18 protein-coding genes and 2 tRNA genes are annotated in these 16,168 nt (G+C 63.8%); 9 read left to right on the top strand and 11 right to left on the bottom strand.

Going from position 1 to position 16,168, the window contains the following annotated elements:
* The first annotated feature begins 101 nt into the window (after nt 1-101).
* From GLR48_RS11865 to GLR48_RS11855, 3 genes are all read left to right on the top strand, one after another.
* Complete coding sequence (locus GLR48_RS11865; protein ID WP_237061650.1) at nt 102-719, top strand: NAD(P)-dependent oxidoreductase; 618 nt, start codon at nt 102-104, stop codon at nt 717-719.
* Nucleotides 720-778: 59 nt separating this feature from the next.
* Nucleotides 779-2,161, top strand: a complete 1,383-nt coding sequence (locus GLR48_RS11860; RefSeq protein ID WP_237061649.1) for a M20/M25/M40 family metallo-hydrolase — start codon at nt 779-781, stop codon at nt 2,159-2,161.
* Between the two features lie 305 nt (nt 2,162-2,466).
* Nucleotides 2,467-2,730 carry a hypothetical protein gene (locus GLR48_RS11855; protein ID WP_237061647.1) on the top strand — a complete coding sequence of 88 codons (264 nt, stop codon included), beginning with the start codon at nt 2,467-2,469 and terminating at the stop codon, nt 2,728-2,730.
* Between the two features lie 148 nt (nt 2,731-2,878).
* Here GLR48_RS11855 and GLR48_RS11850 read toward each other — a convergent pair.
* Both GLR48_RS11850 and GLR48_RS11845 read right to left on the bottom strand, forming a co-directional pair.
* A tRNA-Asp gene (locus GLR48_RS11850) sits at nt 2,879-2,955 on the bottom strand.
* Nucleotides 2,956-2,991: 36 nt separating this feature from the next.
* Nucleotides 2,992-3,068, bottom strand: a tRNA-Asp gene (locus GLR48_RS11845).
* A gap of 317 nt (nt 3,069-3,385) precedes the next feature.
* Between GLR48_RS11845 and GLR48_RS11840 the strand changes: the two genes are divergently transcribed.
* From GLR48_RS11840 to GLR48_RS11825, 4 genes are read left to right on the top strand one after another with little or no spacing between them, the layout of a single operon-like run.
* Complete coding sequence (locus GLR48_RS11840) at nt 3,386-4,093, top strand: ABC transporter permease (protein ID WP_237061642.1); 708 nt, start codon at nt 3,386-3,388, stop codon at nt 4,091-4,093.
* A complete protein-coding gene (locus GLR48_RS11835; RefSeq protein WP_272911400.1) occupies nt 4,086-4,841 on the top strand; it encodes an ATP-binding cassette domain-containing protein in 756 nt (251 codons plus the stop codon). The genes GLR48_RS11840 and GLR48_RS11835 overlap by 8 nt, the downstream gene beginning before the upstream one ends.
* A 19-nt stretch (nt 4,842-4,860) precedes the next feature.
* Nucleotides 4,861-5,679, top strand: coding sequence for a substrate-binding domain-containing protein (locus GLR48_RS11830; protein WP_237061640.1), 819 nt, complete (start codon nt 4,861-4,863; stop codon nt 5,677-5,679).
* Between the two features lie 49 nt (nt 5,680-5,728).
* Nucleotides 5,729-6,628 carry a helix-turn-helix transcriptional regulator gene (locus GLR48_RS11825; RefSeq protein ID WP_237061638.1) on the top strand — a complete coding sequence of 300 codons (900 nt, stop codon included), beginning with the start codon at nt 5,729-5,731 and terminating at the stop codon, nt 6,626-6,628.
* Between the two features lie 17 nt (nt 6,629-6,645).
* Here the strand turns inward: GLR48_RS11825 and GLR48_RS11820 are convergent, their stop codons facing one another.
* Complete coding sequence (locus tag GLR48_RS11820) at nt 6,646-6,873, bottom strand: hypothetical protein (protein WP_237061636.1); 228 nt, start codon at nt 6,871-6,873, stop codon at nt 6,646-6,648.
* 177 nt (nt 6,874-7,050) lie between these two features.
* Between GLR48_RS11820 and mprF the strand changes: the two genes are divergently transcribed.
* Together mprF and GLR48_RS11810 are read left to right on the top strand one after the other, a co-directional pair.
* On the top strand, nt 7,051-9,681 hold the full coding sequence (gene mprF, locus GLR48_RS11815) for a bifunctional lysylphosphatidylglycerol flippase/synthetase MprF (RefSeq protein WP_237061634.1): 2,631 nt from the start codon (nt 7,051-7,053) through the stop codon (nt 9,679-9,681).
* Nucleotides 9,678-10,004: a YidH family protein gene (locus tag GLR48_RS11810; RefSeq protein WP_237061633.1), complete on the top strand. Its 327-nt coding sequence runs from the start codon at nt 9,678-9,680 to the stop codon at nt 10,002-10,004. The genes mprF and GLR48_RS11810 overlap by 4 nt, the downstream gene beginning before the upstream one ends.
* A 30-nt stretch (nt 10,005-10,034) precedes the next feature.
* On the opposite strand, the gene GLR48_RS11805 is transcribed toward GLR48_RS11810, so the two are convergent.
* From GLR48_RS11805 to lepA, 8 genes are all read right to left on the bottom strand, one after another.
* On the bottom strand, nt 10,035-10,361 hold the full coding sequence (locus tag GLR48_RS11805) for a mechanosensitive ion channel family protein (RefSeq protein WP_237061631.1): 327 nt from the start codon (nt 10,359-10,361) through the stop codon (nt 10,035-10,037).
* 259 nt (nt 10,362-10,620) lie between these two features.
* Nucleotides 10,621-11,403: a 3-hydroxybutyrate dehydrogenase gene (locus GLR48_RS11800; protein ID WP_237061629.1), complete on the bottom strand. Its 783-nt coding sequence runs from the start codon at nt 11,401-11,403 to the stop codon at nt 10,621-10,623.
* A 93-nt stretch (nt 11,404-11,496) separates the two neighbouring features.
* Nucleotides 11,497-12,363, bottom strand: a complete 867-nt coding sequence (locus tag GLR48_RS11795; RefSeq protein ID WP_237061627.1) for an NAD(P)-dependent oxidoreductase — start codon at nt 12,361-12,363, stop codon at nt 11,497-11,499.
* A 61-nt stretch (nt 12,364-12,424) separates the two neighbouring features.
* The gene (locus tag GLR48_RS11790) at nt 12,425-12,937 is read right to left on the bottom strand and encodes an alkylphosphonate utilization protein (RefSeq protein ID WP_237061625.1); all 513 of its coding nucleotides are present in this window, start codon (nt 12,935-12,937) and stop codon (nt 12,425-12,427) included.
* 13 nt (nt 12,938-12,950) lie between these two features.
* Complete coding sequence (locus tag GLR48_RS11785; protein WP_237061623.1) at nt 12,951-13,763, bottom strand: hypothetical protein; 813 nt, start codon at nt 13,761-13,763, stop codon at nt 12,951-12,953.
* A gap of 13 nt (nt 13,764-13,776) precedes the next feature.
* Nucleotides 13,777-14,010 carry a DUF2442 domain-containing protein gene (locus tag GLR48_RS11780; protein WP_237061621.1) on the bottom strand — a complete coding sequence of 78 codons (234 nt, stop codon included), beginning with the start codon at nt 14,008-14,010 and terminating at the stop codon, nt 13,777-13,779.
* Complete coding sequence (locus GLR48_RS11775) at nt 13,991-14,233, bottom strand: DUF4160 domain-containing protein (RefSeq protein WP_237061619.1); 243 nt, start codon at nt 14,231-14,233, stop codon at nt 13,991-13,993. Before GLR48_RS11775 ends, GLR48_RS11780 begins: the two co-directional genes overlap by 20 nt.
* A gap of 134 nt (nt 14,234-14,367) precedes the next feature.
* A complete protein-coding gene (lepA, locus tag GLR48_RS11770) occupies nt 14,368-16,167 on the bottom strand; it encodes a translation elongation factor 4 (RefSeq protein WP_237061618.1) in 1,800 nt (599 codons plus the stop codon).
* Nucleotide 16,168 lies beyond the last annotated feature (1 nt).

Genomic DNA, 16,168 nt, shown 5'->3' with positions numbered 1-16,168 from the left:
ACTTCCTTCGGTGTAACCATATGCACGCGGCGTGCGTCTTTCGCCGATGCTGGCATTTCAATACCTGCTTCCTATCAGTAAGCACAAGACGGAGACATCCCATGCAAATCCTCATCCTCGGCGCCACCGGCATGATCGGCAGCCGCATCACGGCAGAGGCCGCATCCCGCGGCCACCACGTCACCGCCGCATCCCGCAGCGGCACAGCGCCCGCGTCGGACAACGTCGCGCCGCTGGCCCTCGACCTGCATGACATCCCGGCGCTGCAGAAGGCCGTCGCGGGACAGGACGTCGTCATCGCCACCGCATCGGCCCGCAAGACCGACGACCCCTATGCAGAAACCAACGCCTATGCGCAGGCGCTGGTCGACGGCCTGGGCGATACCCGCCTGATCATGGTCGGCGGTGCGGGATCGCTGAATCTGCCCGATGGCACACCCGTCGCCGACACGTTGCCCGACGCCTACGCGGACGAGGCGAAGGCCATGCGCCGCGCCTATGACAGGTTCCTCGCGCCGTCAGCGCTGAACCTCACCTTCGTCACACCGCCCTTCATGATCCAGCCGGGGCCGCGCACCGGTGCTTACCGCATCAGCGACCGCACCGTCCCCGGTGGCCCGGGCGAGATCTCTGCCGAAGATTACGCCGTGGCTCTGATCGACGAGGTTGAGAATGCGGCCCACAGCGGCCAGATCATCGGCGTCTTTCCGGCCGCTTGACCTTGACCCGAAAGGGGCAGAGCCTTGCGGCAATTCTTCCAATCCCAAGGCCCTGCCCCATGACCGACACCATCCTCGACCCCGTGCTGGACAAGATCGACACCGACCTCGACGCGGCAACCGACCGCCTGCTGGACCTGTTGCGCATCCCGTCGATCTCGACCGACCGCGCCTACAAGGCCGACTGCGACCGCGCCGCCGATTGGCTGGTGGCCGACCTGCAATCGATGGGATTCGATGCGAAAAAGCATGCTACGCCGGGCCACCCGATGGTCGTCGCCCACTCGGGCGGGGACGGCCCCAAGGTGCTGTTTTATGGCCACTACGACGTGCAGCCCGTCGATCCGCTGAACCTGTGGGACCGCGACCCCTTCGATCCGCAGGTGGAAGATACGCCCAAGGGCCGCGTCATCCGCGGCCGCGGCGCCTCCGACGACAAGGGCCAGCTGATGACGTTCCTTGAGGCCTGCCGCGCCTGGAAGGCCGTCCACGGCACCCTGCCGGCCAACATCACGATCTTCTGCGAGGGCGAGGAGGAATCGGGTTCGCCGTCGCTGATCCCCTTCCTGCAGGACAACGCCGACATCCTGACCGCCGACATCGCGCTGATCTGCGACACCGGCATGTATGGCGACAGCACGCCCGCGATCATCACCCAGCTGCGTGGCCTTCTGGGCGAGGAGGTGACGATCCACGGCCCGTCCAAGGACCTGCATTCTGGCATGTACGGCGGTATCGCGATGAATCCGGCCCGCGTCCTGGCCAAGGTGATCGCCGGGCTGCACGACGACACCGGCCGCATCACCGTCCCGGGGTTCTACGACGGGGTGCCTGAACTGTCGAACGAGCTGGCCGCCAGCTGGGACGACCTGAAGTTCGACGCAGAGGCCTTCCTGGGCGAGGTCGGCCTGAAACTGCCCGCCGGCGAACAGGGCCGCCGTCCGCTCGAAATGATCTGGTCCCGCCCCACCTGCGAGGTGAACGGCATGACGGCAGGCTACACCGGCGACGGCTTCAAGACCGTCCTGCCGGCAGAGGCACGCGCCAAGATCAGCTTCCGCCTCGTGGGCCAGCAGGATCCCCACGCCATCCGCGAAAGCTTTCGCAAGATGGTGACAGATATGATTCCCGCTGACTGCCGGGTGGAATTCCACAGCCACGGCGCCTCTGCCGCGGGCCAGATGAGCACGACACACCCCGCCTTCGCTCAGGCGCGGCACGCGCTGTCCGACGAATGGCCGCAAGCGGCGGCCTACGTCGGCTGCGGCGGCTCGATCCCGATCGCTGCCTACTTCAAGCAATACCTCGACATGGACGCGATGCTGATCGGCTTCGGCAAGGACGACGACCAGATCCATTCGCCCAACGAAAAATACGACCTGTCGTCGTTCCACAAGGGCACGCGCAGCTGGGCGAGGATTTTGCACGCCATGACGGCCTGACCAAAGGCACGGCGCTGTCCGGATTTGCACCGCGGGTCTCTTCTTCTGGTTCCAAATACTTCGGGGGGAGTCCGCACCGCGGACGGAGGGCTGGCCCCCCGCCGATGTTTCGCCGCCAAATAGGCACGCCGCACTGTTGAACGTCATCCATCAAACGTCATCGCGCCCTCGCGTTGACGTTCACACCCTTGAACGTCCCGGCCACCGCCGACACCCTGTCCCGCATTGACAGGAGGATGTCCTGAGTGACCCGATCCGCCAGCAGCACAGCGCATACGACAATAGATCCACGGGTATGGGTCCCGATGACCCGCGTGCTCTACCGGTTGCACCTCGCCGAACTTGCCGGCGGCCGCCAGATGATCACCGACCAGATCGCCGATCTTGGCCTCGTCACCCGGACAGAGCGCTTGGTCATGGCGGTCTTCAGCTGCGCGGCCTTCCACTGGGTCGTGATGGGGCTGCTGGTCGCGGCCGCCACGACATGCGTGCTGACCCTGATCGAAATCGTGCTTATGATTGACGCATGTGTCCTGATCGGCGGCGTGGCCCTCGGACAGGAATATTGAAAAGATAAGGGTCCTGTTCACACGGTCCCCCGTTCTTCTGGTCAAAAATACTTCGGGGGAGTCCGCATAGCGGGCGGGGGCTGGCCCCCATTTCGATGTTTCACCAACAGATCGGCTTACCCGGTTAGGTCTGACCGAAAAGGTGAAATGGCGCGGTTGACGGGGCTCGAACCCGCGACCCCCGGCGTGACAGGCCGGTACTCTAACCAACTGAGCTACAACCGCGCGTTTCAACGACGATTCAGACATTTACGGGGTCAATGGCGCGGTTGACGGGGCTCGAACCCGCGACCCCCGGCGTGACAGGCCGGTACTCTAACCAACTGAGCTACAACCGCCCTTGACCCGTTCAGCGTCTGCACCGAACGTGTCGCGCTTCTATGCAAGCCCCCCAGCCCCGTCAAGCGTGTGCTGCGCAAAAATCACCTCTGCCGCAGATTAAGTTGGAACGGGTTTCCGGTTTGCCCGCAGAAACAGGTGTCCGAGCCGAAACGGCAGGTCCGCGTGACCCGTCCCGCGTTGCCGCTATACGTGCAGACGTGACAGGGACCGGCGCCGGGGTCGCGGAATATCGCGCACAGCGCCTACCTTGCATTTCATCCCGCAGGATGAAAAAGATGCAACGCGGCATAAATTTTGCAGTCAGAGGGAAATCTTGCACAACATCAGCGAAGCCTTCAGTCTTGCGATTGCACTGGTGCTGTCCGGTGACGGTGATCTTTTGCACATCGTGTTGTTGTCACTGCGCGTCAGCCTGACGGCCACCGCCCTTGCCTGCCTGATCGGGCTGCCCGTGGGGGCGCTGGTGGCCATCGCCCGGTTTCGCGGGCGCAGCGCGGTGCTGATCGTCATGAACGCGCTGATGGGACTGCCGCCCGTCGTGGTGGGTCTGCTGGTCTATCTGCAGTTGTCGCGTTCCGGACCGCTGGGGTTTCTGGGGCTGCTTTATACGCCCACCGCCATGATCATCGCGCAGACCATCCTGATCACGCCGATCATCGCCGCCCTGTCCCGTCAGGTACTAGAGGGTCTGCACACCGAATATGCCGAACAGTTCCGATCCCTGTGCCTGACGCGGGTGCAGACGGTGCTGGCGCTGCTTTGGGACGGACGGTATCCGCTGCTGACGGTGGGCCTCGCAGGCTTCGGGCGCGCCGTGGCAGAGGTCGGGGCCGTCATCATCGTGGGCGGCAATATCGATCATCTGACACGCGTCATGACCACCGCCATCGCGCTAGAGACATCGAAGGGCGATCTGGCCCTCGCCCTCGCGCTTGGCCTCATCCTTCTGGTCATCGCACTGGGCGTGAATGCCGCCGTGCAGTCCGTGCGCCTGACCGCAGCCCGTCACGCCCATGTCTGACGCAATCGCCATAACCGGCCAGCACGCCCGCACGGCGTCACCGCCCGTCACCCTGTTGCCGCTGCGGGTGCGCGACCTGTGCCTCCGGTTCGGCGACACGGCGGTGCTGGACGGGCTGGATCTGGACCTCGGGCCGACCGGTTGCACCGTCATCATGGGGGCGAACGGCGCCGGCAAGACCCTACTGCTCAAGCTGCTGCACGGCCTTGCACACCCCACCGCGGGCCGGATCGAATGGCACGGCCAAGACCCAGATGCGGTCAGATCCCGGCAGGCGCTGGTATTTCAGAAACCGGTGCTGCTGCGCCGGTCGGTCGCAGGCAACCTTGATTTCGTGCTGAAGGCGCGGGGCAAGGACCGCAGCCGCGCCACGGCGATCCTCGATCACGTCGGGCTGGCGCACAAGGCGCAGCAACCGGCCCGCCTGCTGTCAGGCGGCGAGGCGCAGCGGCTGGCGCTGGCCCGGGCGCTGGCCACCGACCCGGAGGTGCTGTTCCTCGACGAGCCCACGGCCAGCCTCGATCCCGCATCGGTCCTGATGATCGAGCGGATCGTGCAGCAGGCCTGCGCGCGCGGCGTCAGGATCATCTTCGTGACCCACGACCGGGGACAGGCGCGGCGGATGGCCGATGACGTCGTGTTCCTGCACGGAGGCCGCGTGGCAGAGCATGCCGCGGCCAACGACTTCTTTCCCGCGCCGCGCAGCCGTGCGGCGCGGGATTACCTCGACGGCAAGATCGTCATCTGACCACCAAGGAAAGACCCTCATGTTACGCAAGACATTCGCTGCCACCGCCATCGCGCTGACCTTCGCCGGTGCGGCGCTGGCGCAGGACCAGTCCATCATCGTCCAGTCCACCACGTCGACGGCCAATTCCGGCCTTTACGACTATCTGCTGCCGCTGTTTCAAAAGGACTCCGGCATTCAGGTCAATGTCGTGGCCGTCGGCACGGGTCAGGCGATCACCAACGCCGAGAACTGCGACGGCGACCTGCTGCTGGTCCACGCCAAGCCGGACGAAGAGGCCTTTGTCGCGGCGGGCTTTGGCACGACACGGACGGATTTGATGTACAATGACTTCGTCATCGTCGGCCCCGCCAGCGATCCCGCCGGCATCAAGGGGATGGAGGACGCAGAGGCCGCCCTGTCGCAGATCGCGGCCAAGGGGGCCATGTTTGCGTCGCGCGGCGACGATTCAGGCACCTACAAGAAGGAAATGCAGCTTTGGGCCGATGCCGCCATCGATCCGAAGGCCGCGTCCGGTGAATGGTACCGCGAGACCGGGTCCGGCATGGGCGCCACGCTGAACGCGGGCATCGGCATGGGGGCTTACGTCCTGACCGACCGCGCCACATGGATCAGCTTCGAGAACAAGCAGGATTACGCAATCGACGTGCAGGGCGATGAGGACATGTTCAACCAGTACGGCGTGATCCCGATCAACCCGGCGAAATGCCCTTCCGTCAAGGTCACGGCCGCGCAGACCTTTGCCGACTGGTTGCTGTCGGACGCAGGCCAGACCGCGATCGCCGACTACCGGATCGACGGCCAGCAGCTTTTCTTTCCGAACGCCCCCAAGAACTGATAGGTCTGTCGGTGCGGCCGGTCTGCGCCGCACCGACGCCAAGGACACGATGCCCGAAACCCCGCCCACCGATCCCGCCTATCTGACGGTCAAGGAACTGGCTGCCCTGCTGCGGCTCAAGGACCGCAAGGTCTATGATCTGGCCGCATCCGGCGCCGTGCCGTGTTCGCGGGCGACGGGCAAGCTGCTGTTCCCCGCAGCCGAAATCCGCGACTGGATCGAACGGGCAAAATCCGGCGGCAGCGCCGAGCCTGCCCTGACGCAGACTGCGCTGCCGCCCATCGTGCTGGGCAGTCACGACCCGCTGCTCGACTGGGCGATCCGCCAGTCCGGCTGCGGTCTGGCCACGTTCTACGACGGGTCAAGCGATGGGCTGGACCGGTTCGTGCGCGGCGAAGGCATCGCGGCGGGCCTGCATATCCGGGATGCGCGGACCGGCGACTGGAACGTGCCGGCGGTGCTGACGCGGGCCGCCGACAGGAACGCCGTTCTGGTGTCCTTTGCCGTCAGGCAGCGCGGGCTGGTCTTTCGGCCGGACAGTAAGCGCCCCGCATCCCTAGCAGATCTGACCGGAATGCGCCTCGTACCGCGCCAGCCGGGATCGGGGACGGACACGCTGTTTGCGGAACTGGCCGAACGGCAGGGGCTGGATATGTCGCAGCTGACCCTGACGGACGTGGCACGGACCGAGGATGACGCCGTCGAGGCCGTGCGTCGGGGCGACGCCGATGTGGCCTTTGGCCTGCAGGCCGCCGCCAGCAGCTATGGGCTGGATTTCAGCCCGGTCATCGACGAACGCTTTGCGCTGCTGGTCGACCGCAAGGCTTGGTTCGATCCGCCGTTCCAGACGCTACTGGCCTTCTGGCGGTCCGATACCTTTCATGCGCGCGCCGCATCATGCGGCGGCTACGACGTCACGGCTGCCGGTTTGGTGGTCTGGAACGCCTGAGCGCCCGACCTTGCGGGTCACAGCCGCGATGACGCCACCTGTGTCGACTCCACGTCCGCGCGGCAAAGCAACGGTGCGCGGTGCAAGGGCTGGGAACAGCCGCCCGCAGCCTGCGGCGCTGCCTTCAAGACCCGCAGCACCTGCGGCAGCGTCGCGGCAGGACCCTCTGTCCGGGCGGGGTCGGCGTGTGCTGCACCTGACAGCGACAGACATGCGACAAGGGCAAGGCGGGTGACGCGGGGCATGGGGCGAACCTTTCAGGATGGGACCGGGGTGCGATCTGATGCTGCGATCATGGCACAGCCGCGTTAATCCGGATCGAAGGTCCACCCCTGAAATCCATAAGCTTTTCGGCTAAAAACGCGCATCTATTGACCGCGCGCACCACATCGCCCATCACCCTGACAAGGACGGAGACACCGATGCCCCTGACCGCGCCAGACAAGACGACCCCGCCCCCCTCGGACGCGCAGGCGGGCTGGCCTGCAAAGGTTCTGGGCTGGGACGGGTGGCGCCTGATCGTGCCGCTGGCGATCACGATGATCGCCTTGGTGGTGTTGCGCGACCTGAGCCGCGACATCGACTTGGGCGATCTGCGCCGCGATCTGGACGGCTATGGCTGGGACCGGATCGCCCTTTCCATCGCAGCGATGCTCGCCAGCTATGCGGCGCTTGCGCTTTACGATCCGGTCATCCTGCGCAGCCTGCACGCCCCGCCCATGCCCGGTTACGTGCCGGTGCTGACCGGCGTCAGTTCCATGGCAGTGTCGAACCTGCTTGGGTTTTCGTGGCTGACCGGCGGCGCGATCCGCTACCGAGTCTATGCGGCCTTCGGCGTCGATGTGGGTGCCGTGGCCAAGCTGATCGCCACATCGTGGCTCGCCTTCCTGCTGGGCCTGCTGGTTCTGCTGGGCGGGCTCTTCATCTTTCACCCCACCGGCCTCAGCGCCGTGATCCGCCTGCCCGCGGGATCAGAGGCCGCCGTGGGGGGCCTGATCCTTGTCGCTGTCGCGGCCCTGCTCATCTGGACCGCGCGGGGGCCACGCAGCATCAGGCTGCGCGCCGTCCAGATCACCCTGCCTGCGGCGCGCCAGATGCTGGTGCTGATGGCGATCGCCTTGATCGACCTGACGGCGACGGCGCTGACGCTTTACGTCCTGTTGCCGGACGATCTCGCGCAGAACTTCGTGCTGTTCTTCGTGCTGTTCATCGGTGCGCTGGGGCTGGGCGTCGCCAGCCACGCGCCCGGCGGTCTGGGCGTGTTCGAGGCGGCGATCATCGCGGGCCTTGGCGGCACCGGACGGTCGGACCTGCTGGTGGCGCTGCTGTTCTACCGCATGATCTATACCGTGCTGCCTTTCGTCATCGCCGTGGCGGGCCTGTCGCTGGCCTGGGGTCTGACCAACCGCGACCGCGCCAGTGCCGCCCGCCAGACGCTGGTCCGCGCGACCCGGCCCATCGTGCCGGTGCTCTCGGCGGCGCTTGCCCTACTGTCGGGTGCGGCCCTGCTGCTGCGCGGCGACCTGCCGACCGAGGAAGGCCATGCCGCCGCCCTGCGCGACCTGCTGCCGTTGGGACTGGTCGAGACATCGCACCTGCTGGCCAGCGTCGCGGGCGTCCTGCTGCTGATCGTGGCGCGCGGGCTTTACCGCCGCATGGCGCGGGCCTGGTTCATCGCCATGGCCCTGCTGGGCGCCGGGCTGATCCTGTCGCTGCTGAAGGCGGCAGAACTCGGGACCGCCGTCGCATTGGCGCTGTCGCTGGCGATCCTGTGGACCTTCCGCAGCGTGTTCTACCGTGTCGGCCTCGGCTCCGCGATGCGCCTGAACCCGCGCTGGCTGGTCAGTGTCGCCCTGCTGGTTGCCGGCATCACGTGGATCGGCTTCTTCGCCTACCGCAATATCGATTACACCGACGCGCTCTGGTGGCGCTTTGCGTGGAACGGCGATGCACCACGCTTCTTGCGCGCCACGCTGGCCGTCGTCGTGATCCTGACGGCCGTCGCATTGAACGCGCTGATCAGCCGGTCCAGCATGCGCCTGTCCGCCGAACCCATCCCCGATGTCGTGCGCCGGCTGACCCTCGCCAGCCCGGACACCGAGGCTGCGATGGCCCTGACCGGCGACAAGCGATTCCTGATCGCCGACGACCAAAGCGCCTTCATCGCCTATGCCGACACCGGCACCAGCCTGATCGCCAAGGGCGATCCCGTCGGCGACCCGGTGGCAGGAGAGGCGCTGATCTGGGGCTTACGCGATCAGGCCGACCGAATGGGCCGCCGCTGCGCCTTTTACGCGGTGCAGACCGCCTATCTGCCGACCTACATCGACCTTGGCCTGTCGGTGGTCAAGATCGGGGAAATCGCCCGCGTCCCCCTCGCCGCCTTCTCGCTGGAGGGATCGAAACGCAAGGACTGGCGCCACGCCAAGGCCCGCGCCACCCGCGATGGCTACGCCTTCGCGATCATCCCGGCGGATCAGGTCGCGGACAACATCGACGCGCTGCGTCAGGTTTCTGATAAATGGCTCGCGCTGAAGGCGGGGACAGAGAAATCCTTTGCGCTCGGCGCTTTCGATCCCGATTACCTGTCTCACTTCGATCACGCTGTCCTGCGCCACACGGAAACCGGGCAGATCGCGTCCTTCGCCACCCTGCTGCGCGGGGGCACGACACAGGAAATCGCCATCGACCTGATGCGCTATGACCACACGACGACACCCGCCGCCATGGACGGCCTGTTCGCCGAGATGCTGATGTGGGCCAAGGACGCGGGATATACATGGTTTTCGCTGGGGGCTGCACCGCTCGCGGGCCTCGAAAACCGCCCCCATGCCCCGGTCTGGAACCGCGTCGGCGGCTTCATCTACACCCACGGAGAGCGATTCTATAATTTCGAGGGCCTGCGCAGCTTCAAGCAGAAATTCGATCCGGTCTGGTCACCCAACTACCTTGCCAGCCCCGGTCGCCTTGACGCGGCGCGCACGCTTTACGAGGTGAACACCCTGATCTCCGGCGGCTTGCCCGGCGTCATCCGGCGAAAGCGCGACATATGATTGCCAATTACGCAGACCATGCGGCGAACGAGCGGACGTTTCTGGCCTGGGTCCGGACCGCAATGTCGGTCGTGGGTTTCGGCCTTGCCATCGCGCGTCTCGGCAGCCCCACACCCAGCCCTGTGACATCCATCGCCCTGCTGCTCAGCGGCGCGACCGTCATCCTGATCGCCTTCCTGCGCATGCGCCTGGTGCGGAAACGGATCAGGTCGGACGCCGTGCTTGACGACAATTCCACCCTCGCCGACATCTTCCTGCTGGCCCTCGTGCTGGCGCTTTTCGTCATGCTGGGCAGCTTTGCCCTGCACGTGGTCCCGACCTAGGACAGGCACAGCCCCCGGCGCTGCGCATCCTCAGTCGCCGAGGTCCGCGGCCTCCGGCTCTCGTTCATTGGCAGCCGCTGCACCGCGAGCAAGCGGCAGCGGCTCCTTGAAGGTCAGGTTGCGGCAGGGGAACGGGATTCCGATGCCCGCAACTTCCAGCGCGCGCCTGACCGCAGAGATCACCGCGTCGCGCGAGGTCCGCACGTCGAGCTGCGCGGATTCCGTCCACCACGTCATCTTGAAATTGATCGACGATGCAGCGAACTCCTGCGCGAAGATTTGCACCGGGTGATCTTCCGAGCGAACCGTCTTGCCGGCCTTGACCGCAGCGCTGATCACCTCACGCGCCGCGTCCACGTCTTAGGCCACGCCGCAGATCACCGTCACCCGATGCACGTCCTGATCGGTACGCAGGATGACAGGGTCCATCAGGATCGTGACGGGTTCCACTCTTTAAATCGCCAGACGTGGTCTTGGGCCGACCATCCGGCTTACCGCAAGAATGCGGCCCCTGCTCTGGCGATCAAGCCTTTCAATGCGATCCAGAGCGCCAGCTTTATGGCAAGACCGATTGATGTGCCCCGGCGGCCCGGTCCGGACCACCCGCGCGGAATGCTTAGTTCATGTACCAACCGTGGCTCGCCACCAGCGACTGGCCCGTCAGCGCATTCGTCGGAAAGGCCGCGAAGACCCAGGCGAGGTTCGCGATATCCTCAACGGTCGTGAATTCCGTATCGACGGTCTGGCCCAGCATGACGCGGCTCACGACTTCTTCCTCCGAGATCCCCAGATCGCGGGCCTGCTCGGGGATCTGCTTTTCGACCAGCGGAGTCTTCACGAATCCCGGACAGATCACGTGACTGCGCACGCCCTTCGGTCCGCCCTCCTTGGCCAATGTCCGCGCCAGCCCCAGCAACCCGTGCTTGGCGGTGACATAGGCCGACTTCAGCGGCGAAGCTTCCTTGGAATGCACCGACCCCATGTAGATCACCGTGCCGGACCCCTGTTTGTACATGTGCGGCAGGCAGGCCTTTGTCGTCAGGAACGCCCCGTCGAGGTGGATCGACAGCAGCTTCTTCCATTCCGCATAGGGGAAATCCTCGATCCGGTGCACGATCTGGATGCCAGCGTTGCTGACCAGCACATCGACGCTGCCCAGCTCCTTGACCGTCTGCGCGACACCCGCATTCACCGCATCCTCGTCGGTCACGTCCATCTCGACCGCGATCGCACGACCGGGGCCCTTGGCGGTCAGCTCGTCCGCAACCTTTTGCGCCGACTCCAGCTTCAGGTCGGCGATGCAGACGTTCGCGCCGTCGCTGATGTATTTCTCGGCAATCGCGCGGCCGATGCCGCTGGCGGCGCCCGTCACGATGCAGTTCTTTCCGGTCATGTTCATGATAGATGTCCTTTCGCGCCCGCTTTGTGGGCGTCTTCAGTCAAACCAGTCGTGCCGCACCGCGGTTCCGCCGCGGCGCGGCATCGGCCGGTCCTAGCCCATCGCCTGCAGCCGCTTCAGCAAGCTGGAGGTATCCCAGCGCCCGCCGCCCAACTTCTGCACGTCCTTGTAGAACTGGTCCACCAGCGCCGTCACCGGCAGACTCGCGCCATTCTCGTCCGCCGTGGCCAGACAGATCCCCAGATCTTTGCGCATCCAGTCCACCGCAAAGCCGTGGGTGTAATGATCGTCCAGCATCGTCTTGTAACGATTGCTCATCTGCCACGACCCGGCAGCGCCCTGAGAGATCACCTCCACCACAGCCGCCCCGTCCAGCCCGGCCTTGTCGGCAAAGTGCAGTGCCTCGCTCAACCCCTGCACAAGCCCCGCAATCGCGATCTGATTGCACATCTTGGTCATCTGGCCCGCGCCACTCTCGCCGATGCGACGGCAGAGCTTCGCATAGATCTCCATCACCGGCGCGGCCTTGTCATAGGCGGCCTGATCCCCGCCGCACATGATCGACAGCTGCCCGTTCTCGGCCCCCGCCTGCCCGCCGCTGATGGGTGCGTCGACAAAGTTCAGCCCCGCCGCCTTGGCCGCGTCATAAAGCTCGCGCGTCACCGCAGCACTGACCGTCGTGTGATCGACGTAGAGCGCGCCCTTGTCCATCGCGCCAAACGCCCCGCCCTCTCCTGTCGTCACGCTGCGCAGGTCGTCGTCGTTGCCGACGCAGGACAGCACGATCTCGGCCCCGCGCACGGCCTCTGCCGGGGTCGCACCCATCGCACCGCCGTGTTCCTTGACCCAGGCGTCGGCCTTGGCGGTCGTGCGGTTATAGACGGTGACGTCGTGCGTCTTGGCCAGATGCCCCGCCATCGGGTAGCCCATCACGCCCAGTCCCAGAAATGCCAGCTTCATGTCGTCTCTCCTGTTATTTGAGACGCAGCATGGCGGTTTTGGCGCGGATGTGAAGCGGCTGTCAGGACTTCTTCACGAATTCCGTCAGGATCACGATGCGCTGCCCCTCGACCCGGCCTTCGATATGGGCGGGGTTATCGGCGACCAGAGAGATCCGCCGCACCGCCGTCCCGCGCTTGGCCGTGAAATTCGCGCCCTTGACGGTCAGGTCCTTGATCAGCGTGACCGTGTCGCCGGTGTGCAGAGTCACCCCGTTGGCGTCGGTGTGCTGGCTCTCGCCCGCGACATTCTCGGCCCAGGCCCGCGTGTCGTCATCAAGGTAAAGCTGCCCCAGCAGATCGTCCGCCCAGGGGGCATCGATCTTTTGCAGCGTGCGAAAGGCGAGCACCTGCACGGCGGCATCCTCAGACCACATGGTCGTGGCGAGGCTGCGGAAGTGGTCCGGATTCGGGCTGTCCGCCGCGATCTGGTCCGCACAGATGCCGCAGAGGTCCACACTCGCGTCCGCCGGACCGCCGGAGACGGGTGTGGGGATGAGCGGGGTCGCGGGGGTGGCGCAGAGGGGGCAGGTCATAATTAAAGCTCAATCATATTTGTAGGAAGTTTAACAACACCGCACAAAAACCTTGCAAGATTGGCACGGCGACAAGCAAAAAACCTGCAGAAACTAGGATAGACGCAGCCATGCGCCCTGAACGCCGCGAAATATTTTGAAGATCCAAAAGCCTAAATATTAAAAGACTAGTTATTTGTCGATTAGGGGAATATCCAAAACGATTCACTCCATCGGAGTCTGAAACATCAACGTAATAAGTGCCTTCCCCCGCAACTTCGTGAATGGAATTTTCCATTGAAACACCACCGAAATCCGCGAACTGGCCCAATTTCATAATAATTGCGGGTTTAGCATTTTCAGGCAAGATTAATTCGATTAATCTTGTAATTTTTTCATATTCATCACTTAATATGTGTAATTTCTTTTTCTGATAATCGACTAAAAACTCTTTTACTCTCTCCCTCAAAATTTCCGCAGTGACGCCATTATTCACCGCATCAGCAGCAGATCTATATTGTCTTAGAAAATTCGGACAACGAATGACATAGATTAGCCTTGCGCAAAAGAAAGCCATAGCCGCAAAATATAATAGAAACCAATTGTACGGGATCTTCAAGCTCAACTCCAATGGAGCTTGCGCCCCAAATGGAAAAATTTGAAGCGAAACAGGGAATTTTTCGGTCAAGACCATAATAGCAGGCAAAACAAATACCCAAATGTTAGTTGATGCAACAATTTTATTGTCTAGTATCGACTTTAGCGCCTCCCAGTCGAAAGCAGGAAAATAGCTGTGGGCATCGCTGTTAATAATTCTTGCGTTAGAACTAGAGACTTTCATCTTCAATATAACACTGTTTTCAAGCCGCCACCCCAACCCCATCCGCCGACAATAGCGCCGGCACGGAAATATCCTCGTCCAGCGCCGCCCAATGAAGGCCAAAGGGGCTGACTTCTACCCCGGCCCGATCCTCTGGCGATGCGTCCAGCAGACGGGGGAACCATGCCAGCGGCACGCCAAGGCGGCGGCCATCGGCAAGGCCGACCCACAGCATCTCGTCGTCGCAATGTGCCTCAATGGCCGAAATGGTCATGCCAAGCCTCCTCGATCTGTGCAGCGCGGTCGGTGATAATCCGGGCCAGTGCCTTCAGGGTCCGCGCGTCAAAGCCGTGGCTGCGGGCGCAGGCGGCTGGGCTGACCCAGAATTTCGCTTCCGCCCCGTCCTTCATGACGTGGACATGTATCGGTTCGCGAGGGTCGCCTTCGTTAGAATAGAAGAAAAACCGGAACCCGTCCTGTCTGAAAACCGTCGGCATAGTGACAGGTTAGCAGTGCGCGCGGTCAAGTCACGCGAAAGTTGCAGGACTACAAACGCAACCCAGTGCGGCCGCAGTTGGCTGCGCCAACCGCTTACCCGCACCGGCCTTTATCAGCGCCAAAAATGAACAGCTTAGCTGTCCATTTTCAGTGCGCTAATAAAGGCCTCCTGCGGAATATCGACTTTCCCGAACTGCCGCATCTTCTTCTTGCCCGCCTTCTGCTTGTCCAGCAGCTTGCGTTTCCGCGTCGCGTCGCCGCCGTAGCATTTGGCCGTCACGTCCTTGCGCAGCGCACTCAAAGTCTCGCGCGCGATCACCTTGCCGCCGATGGCCGCCTGGATCGGAATCTTGAACATGTGGCGGGGGATCAGGTCCTTCAGCTTTTCGACCATCGCGCGGCCCCGCATCTCGGCCCGGTCGCGGTGGACCATCATCGACAGCGCGTCCACGGGTTCGTCGTTGACCAGCACCGACATCTTGACCAGCGCGTCCTCTTGATAGCCCGTCAGGTTGTAATCAAAGGACGCATAGCCCTTGGTCACGGATTTCAGGCGGTCGTAGAAGTCGAACACAACCTCGTTCAGCGGCAGGTCATAGACGACCATCGCGCGGCTGCCCGCATAGGTCAGGTCCAGCTGCACGCCGCGGCGGTCCTGGCACAGTTTCAGCACGTCGCCCAAATATTCGTCGGGCACAAGGATCGTCGCCTTGATCCGCGGCTCTTCGATATGGTCGACATAGGTCAGGTCGGGCATGTCGGCGGGGTTGTGCAGGTCCTGCTCTGACCCGTCCTTCATGAAGATGTGGTAAACCACGGACGGCGCGGTGGTGATCAGGTCGATGTTGTATTCCCGCTCGATCCGGTCGCGGATGACCTCCAGATGCAGCAGGCCAAGGAAGCCGCAGCGGAAGCCGAAGCCGAGGGCGGCCGAGGTCTCCATCTCGAAGCTGAAGGAGGCGTCGTTGAGTGCCAGCTTGTCGATCGCGTTGCGCAGATCCTCGAATTCCGAGGAGTCGACGGGGAAAAGACCACAGAACACGACGGGTTGCGCAGGCTTGAAGCCGGGCAGCGCCTGCGTGGCGCCCTTGCGCTCGCTGGTGATCGTGTCACCGACGCGGGTGTCGCGCACCTCTTTGATCTGGGCGGTGAAGAACCCGATCTCTCCGGGCCCGAGTTCGTCCATCGGCAGCATGCCGGGTTTGAACACGCCAAGGCGGTCGATCAGGTGGACGGTGTCGTTCGACATGAACTTCACCCGGTCCTTGAGCTTGATCACCCCGTCGATGATCCGCACCAGCACGACGACGCCGAGGTAGGCATCATACCACGAATCCACCAGCATCGCCTTGAGCGGCGCATCGCGCTCGCCCTTGGGGGCGGGCAGACGGTGGACGACGGCCTCCAGCGTTTCGTGGATGCCGACGCCGGTCTTGGCGCTGACCCGGATCGCCTGGGACGCGTCGATGCCGATCACATCCTCGATCTGCGTCGCCACCCGGTCACATTCGCTGGCGGGCAGGTCGATCTTGTTGAGCACCGGCACGATCTCGTGGTCCGCGTCCAGCGCATGATAGACGTTGGCCAGCGTCTGCGCCTCGACCCCCTGCGTGCTGTCGACGACCAGCAAGGATCCTTCTACGGCGCGCATGGACCGCGACACCTCGTAGGCGAAATCGACGTGACCGGGGGTATCGATCAGGTTGAGGACATACATCTCGCCGTTGTCGGCCTTGTAGTCGATGCGCACGGTCTGCGCCTTGATCGTGATGCCCCGCTCGCGCTCGATATCCATGGAGTCCAGCATCTGCGCCTTCATGTCCCGGTCGGCGACGGTGCCGGTGGACTGGATCAGGCGGTCGGCCAGCGTGGATTTCCCGTGGTCGATATGCGCCACGATCGAGAAATTGCGGATGTGCGAGAGTTCGGTCATG

Origin of the sequence: Loktanella sp. M215 (genome assembly GCF_021735925.1) — a bacterium.
Lineage (GTDB): Bacteria > Pseudomonadota > Alphaproteobacteria > Rhodobacterales > Rhodobacteraceae > Loktanella.
This window is presented reverse-complemented; position numbering and strand designations above follow the sequence as displayed.

Bases quoted from the DNA above. Each gene is read 5' to 3' on its own strand.
- GLR48_RS11865 (WP_237061650.1), top strand. From the start codon at position 102: ATGCAAATCCTCATCCTCGGCGCCACCGGCATGATCGGCAGCCGCATC.
- GLR48_RS11860 (WP_237061649.1), top strand. From the start codon at position 779: ATGACCGACACCATCCTCGACCCCGTGCTGGACAAGATCGACACCGAC.
- GLR48_RS11855 (WP_237061647.1), top strand. From the start codon at position 2,467: ATGACCCGCGTGCTCTACCGGTTGCACCTCGCCGAACTTGCCGGCGGC.
- GLR48_RS11835 (WP_272911400.1), top strand. From the start codon at position 4,086: ATGTCTGACGCAATCGCCATAACCGGCCAGCACGCCCGCACGGCGTCA.
- GLR48_RS11830 (WP_237061640.1), top strand. From the start codon at position 4,861: ATGTTACGCAAGACATTCGCTGCCACCGCCATCGCGCTGACCTTCGCC.
- GLR48_RS11825 (WP_237061638.1), top strand. From the start codon at position 5,729: ATGCCCGAAACCCCGCCCACCGATCCCGCCTATCTGACGGTCAAGGAA.
- GLR48_RS11820 (WP_237061636.1), bottom strand. From the start codon at position 6,873: ATGCCCCGCGTCACCCGCCTTGCCCTTGTCGCATGTCTGTCGCTGTCA.
- mprF (WP_237061634.1), top strand. From the start codon at position 7,051: ATGCCCCTGACCGCGCCAGACAAGACGACCCCGCCCCCCTCGGACGCG.
- GLR48_RS11810 (WP_237061633.1), top strand. From the start codon at position 9,678: ATGATTGCCAATTACGCAGACCATGCGGCGAACGAGCGGACGTTTCTG.
- GLR48_RS11800 (WP_237061629.1), bottom strand. From the start codon at position 11,403: ATGAACATGACCGGAAAGAACTGCATCGTGACGGGCGCCGCCAGCGGC.
- GLR48_RS11795 (WP_237061627.1), bottom strand. From the start codon at position 12,363: ATGAAGCTGGCATTTCTGGGACTGGGCGTGATGGGCTACCCGATGGCG.
- GLR48_RS11790 (WP_237061625.1), bottom strand. From the start codon at position 12,937: ATGACCTGCCCCCTCTGCGCCACCCCCGCGACCCCGCTCATCCCCACA.
- GLR48_RS11780 (WP_237061621.1), bottom strand. From the start codon at position 14,010: ATGACCATTTCGGCCATTGAGGCACATTGCGACGACGAGATGCTGTGG.
- GLR48_RS11775 (WP_237061619.1), bottom strand. From the start codon at position 14,233: ATGCCGACGGTTTTCAGACAGGACGGGTTCCGGTTTTTCTTCTATTCT.
- lepA (WP_237061618.1), bottom strand. From the start codon at position 16,167: ATGACCGAACTCTCGCACATCCGCAATTTCTCGATCGTGGCGCATATC.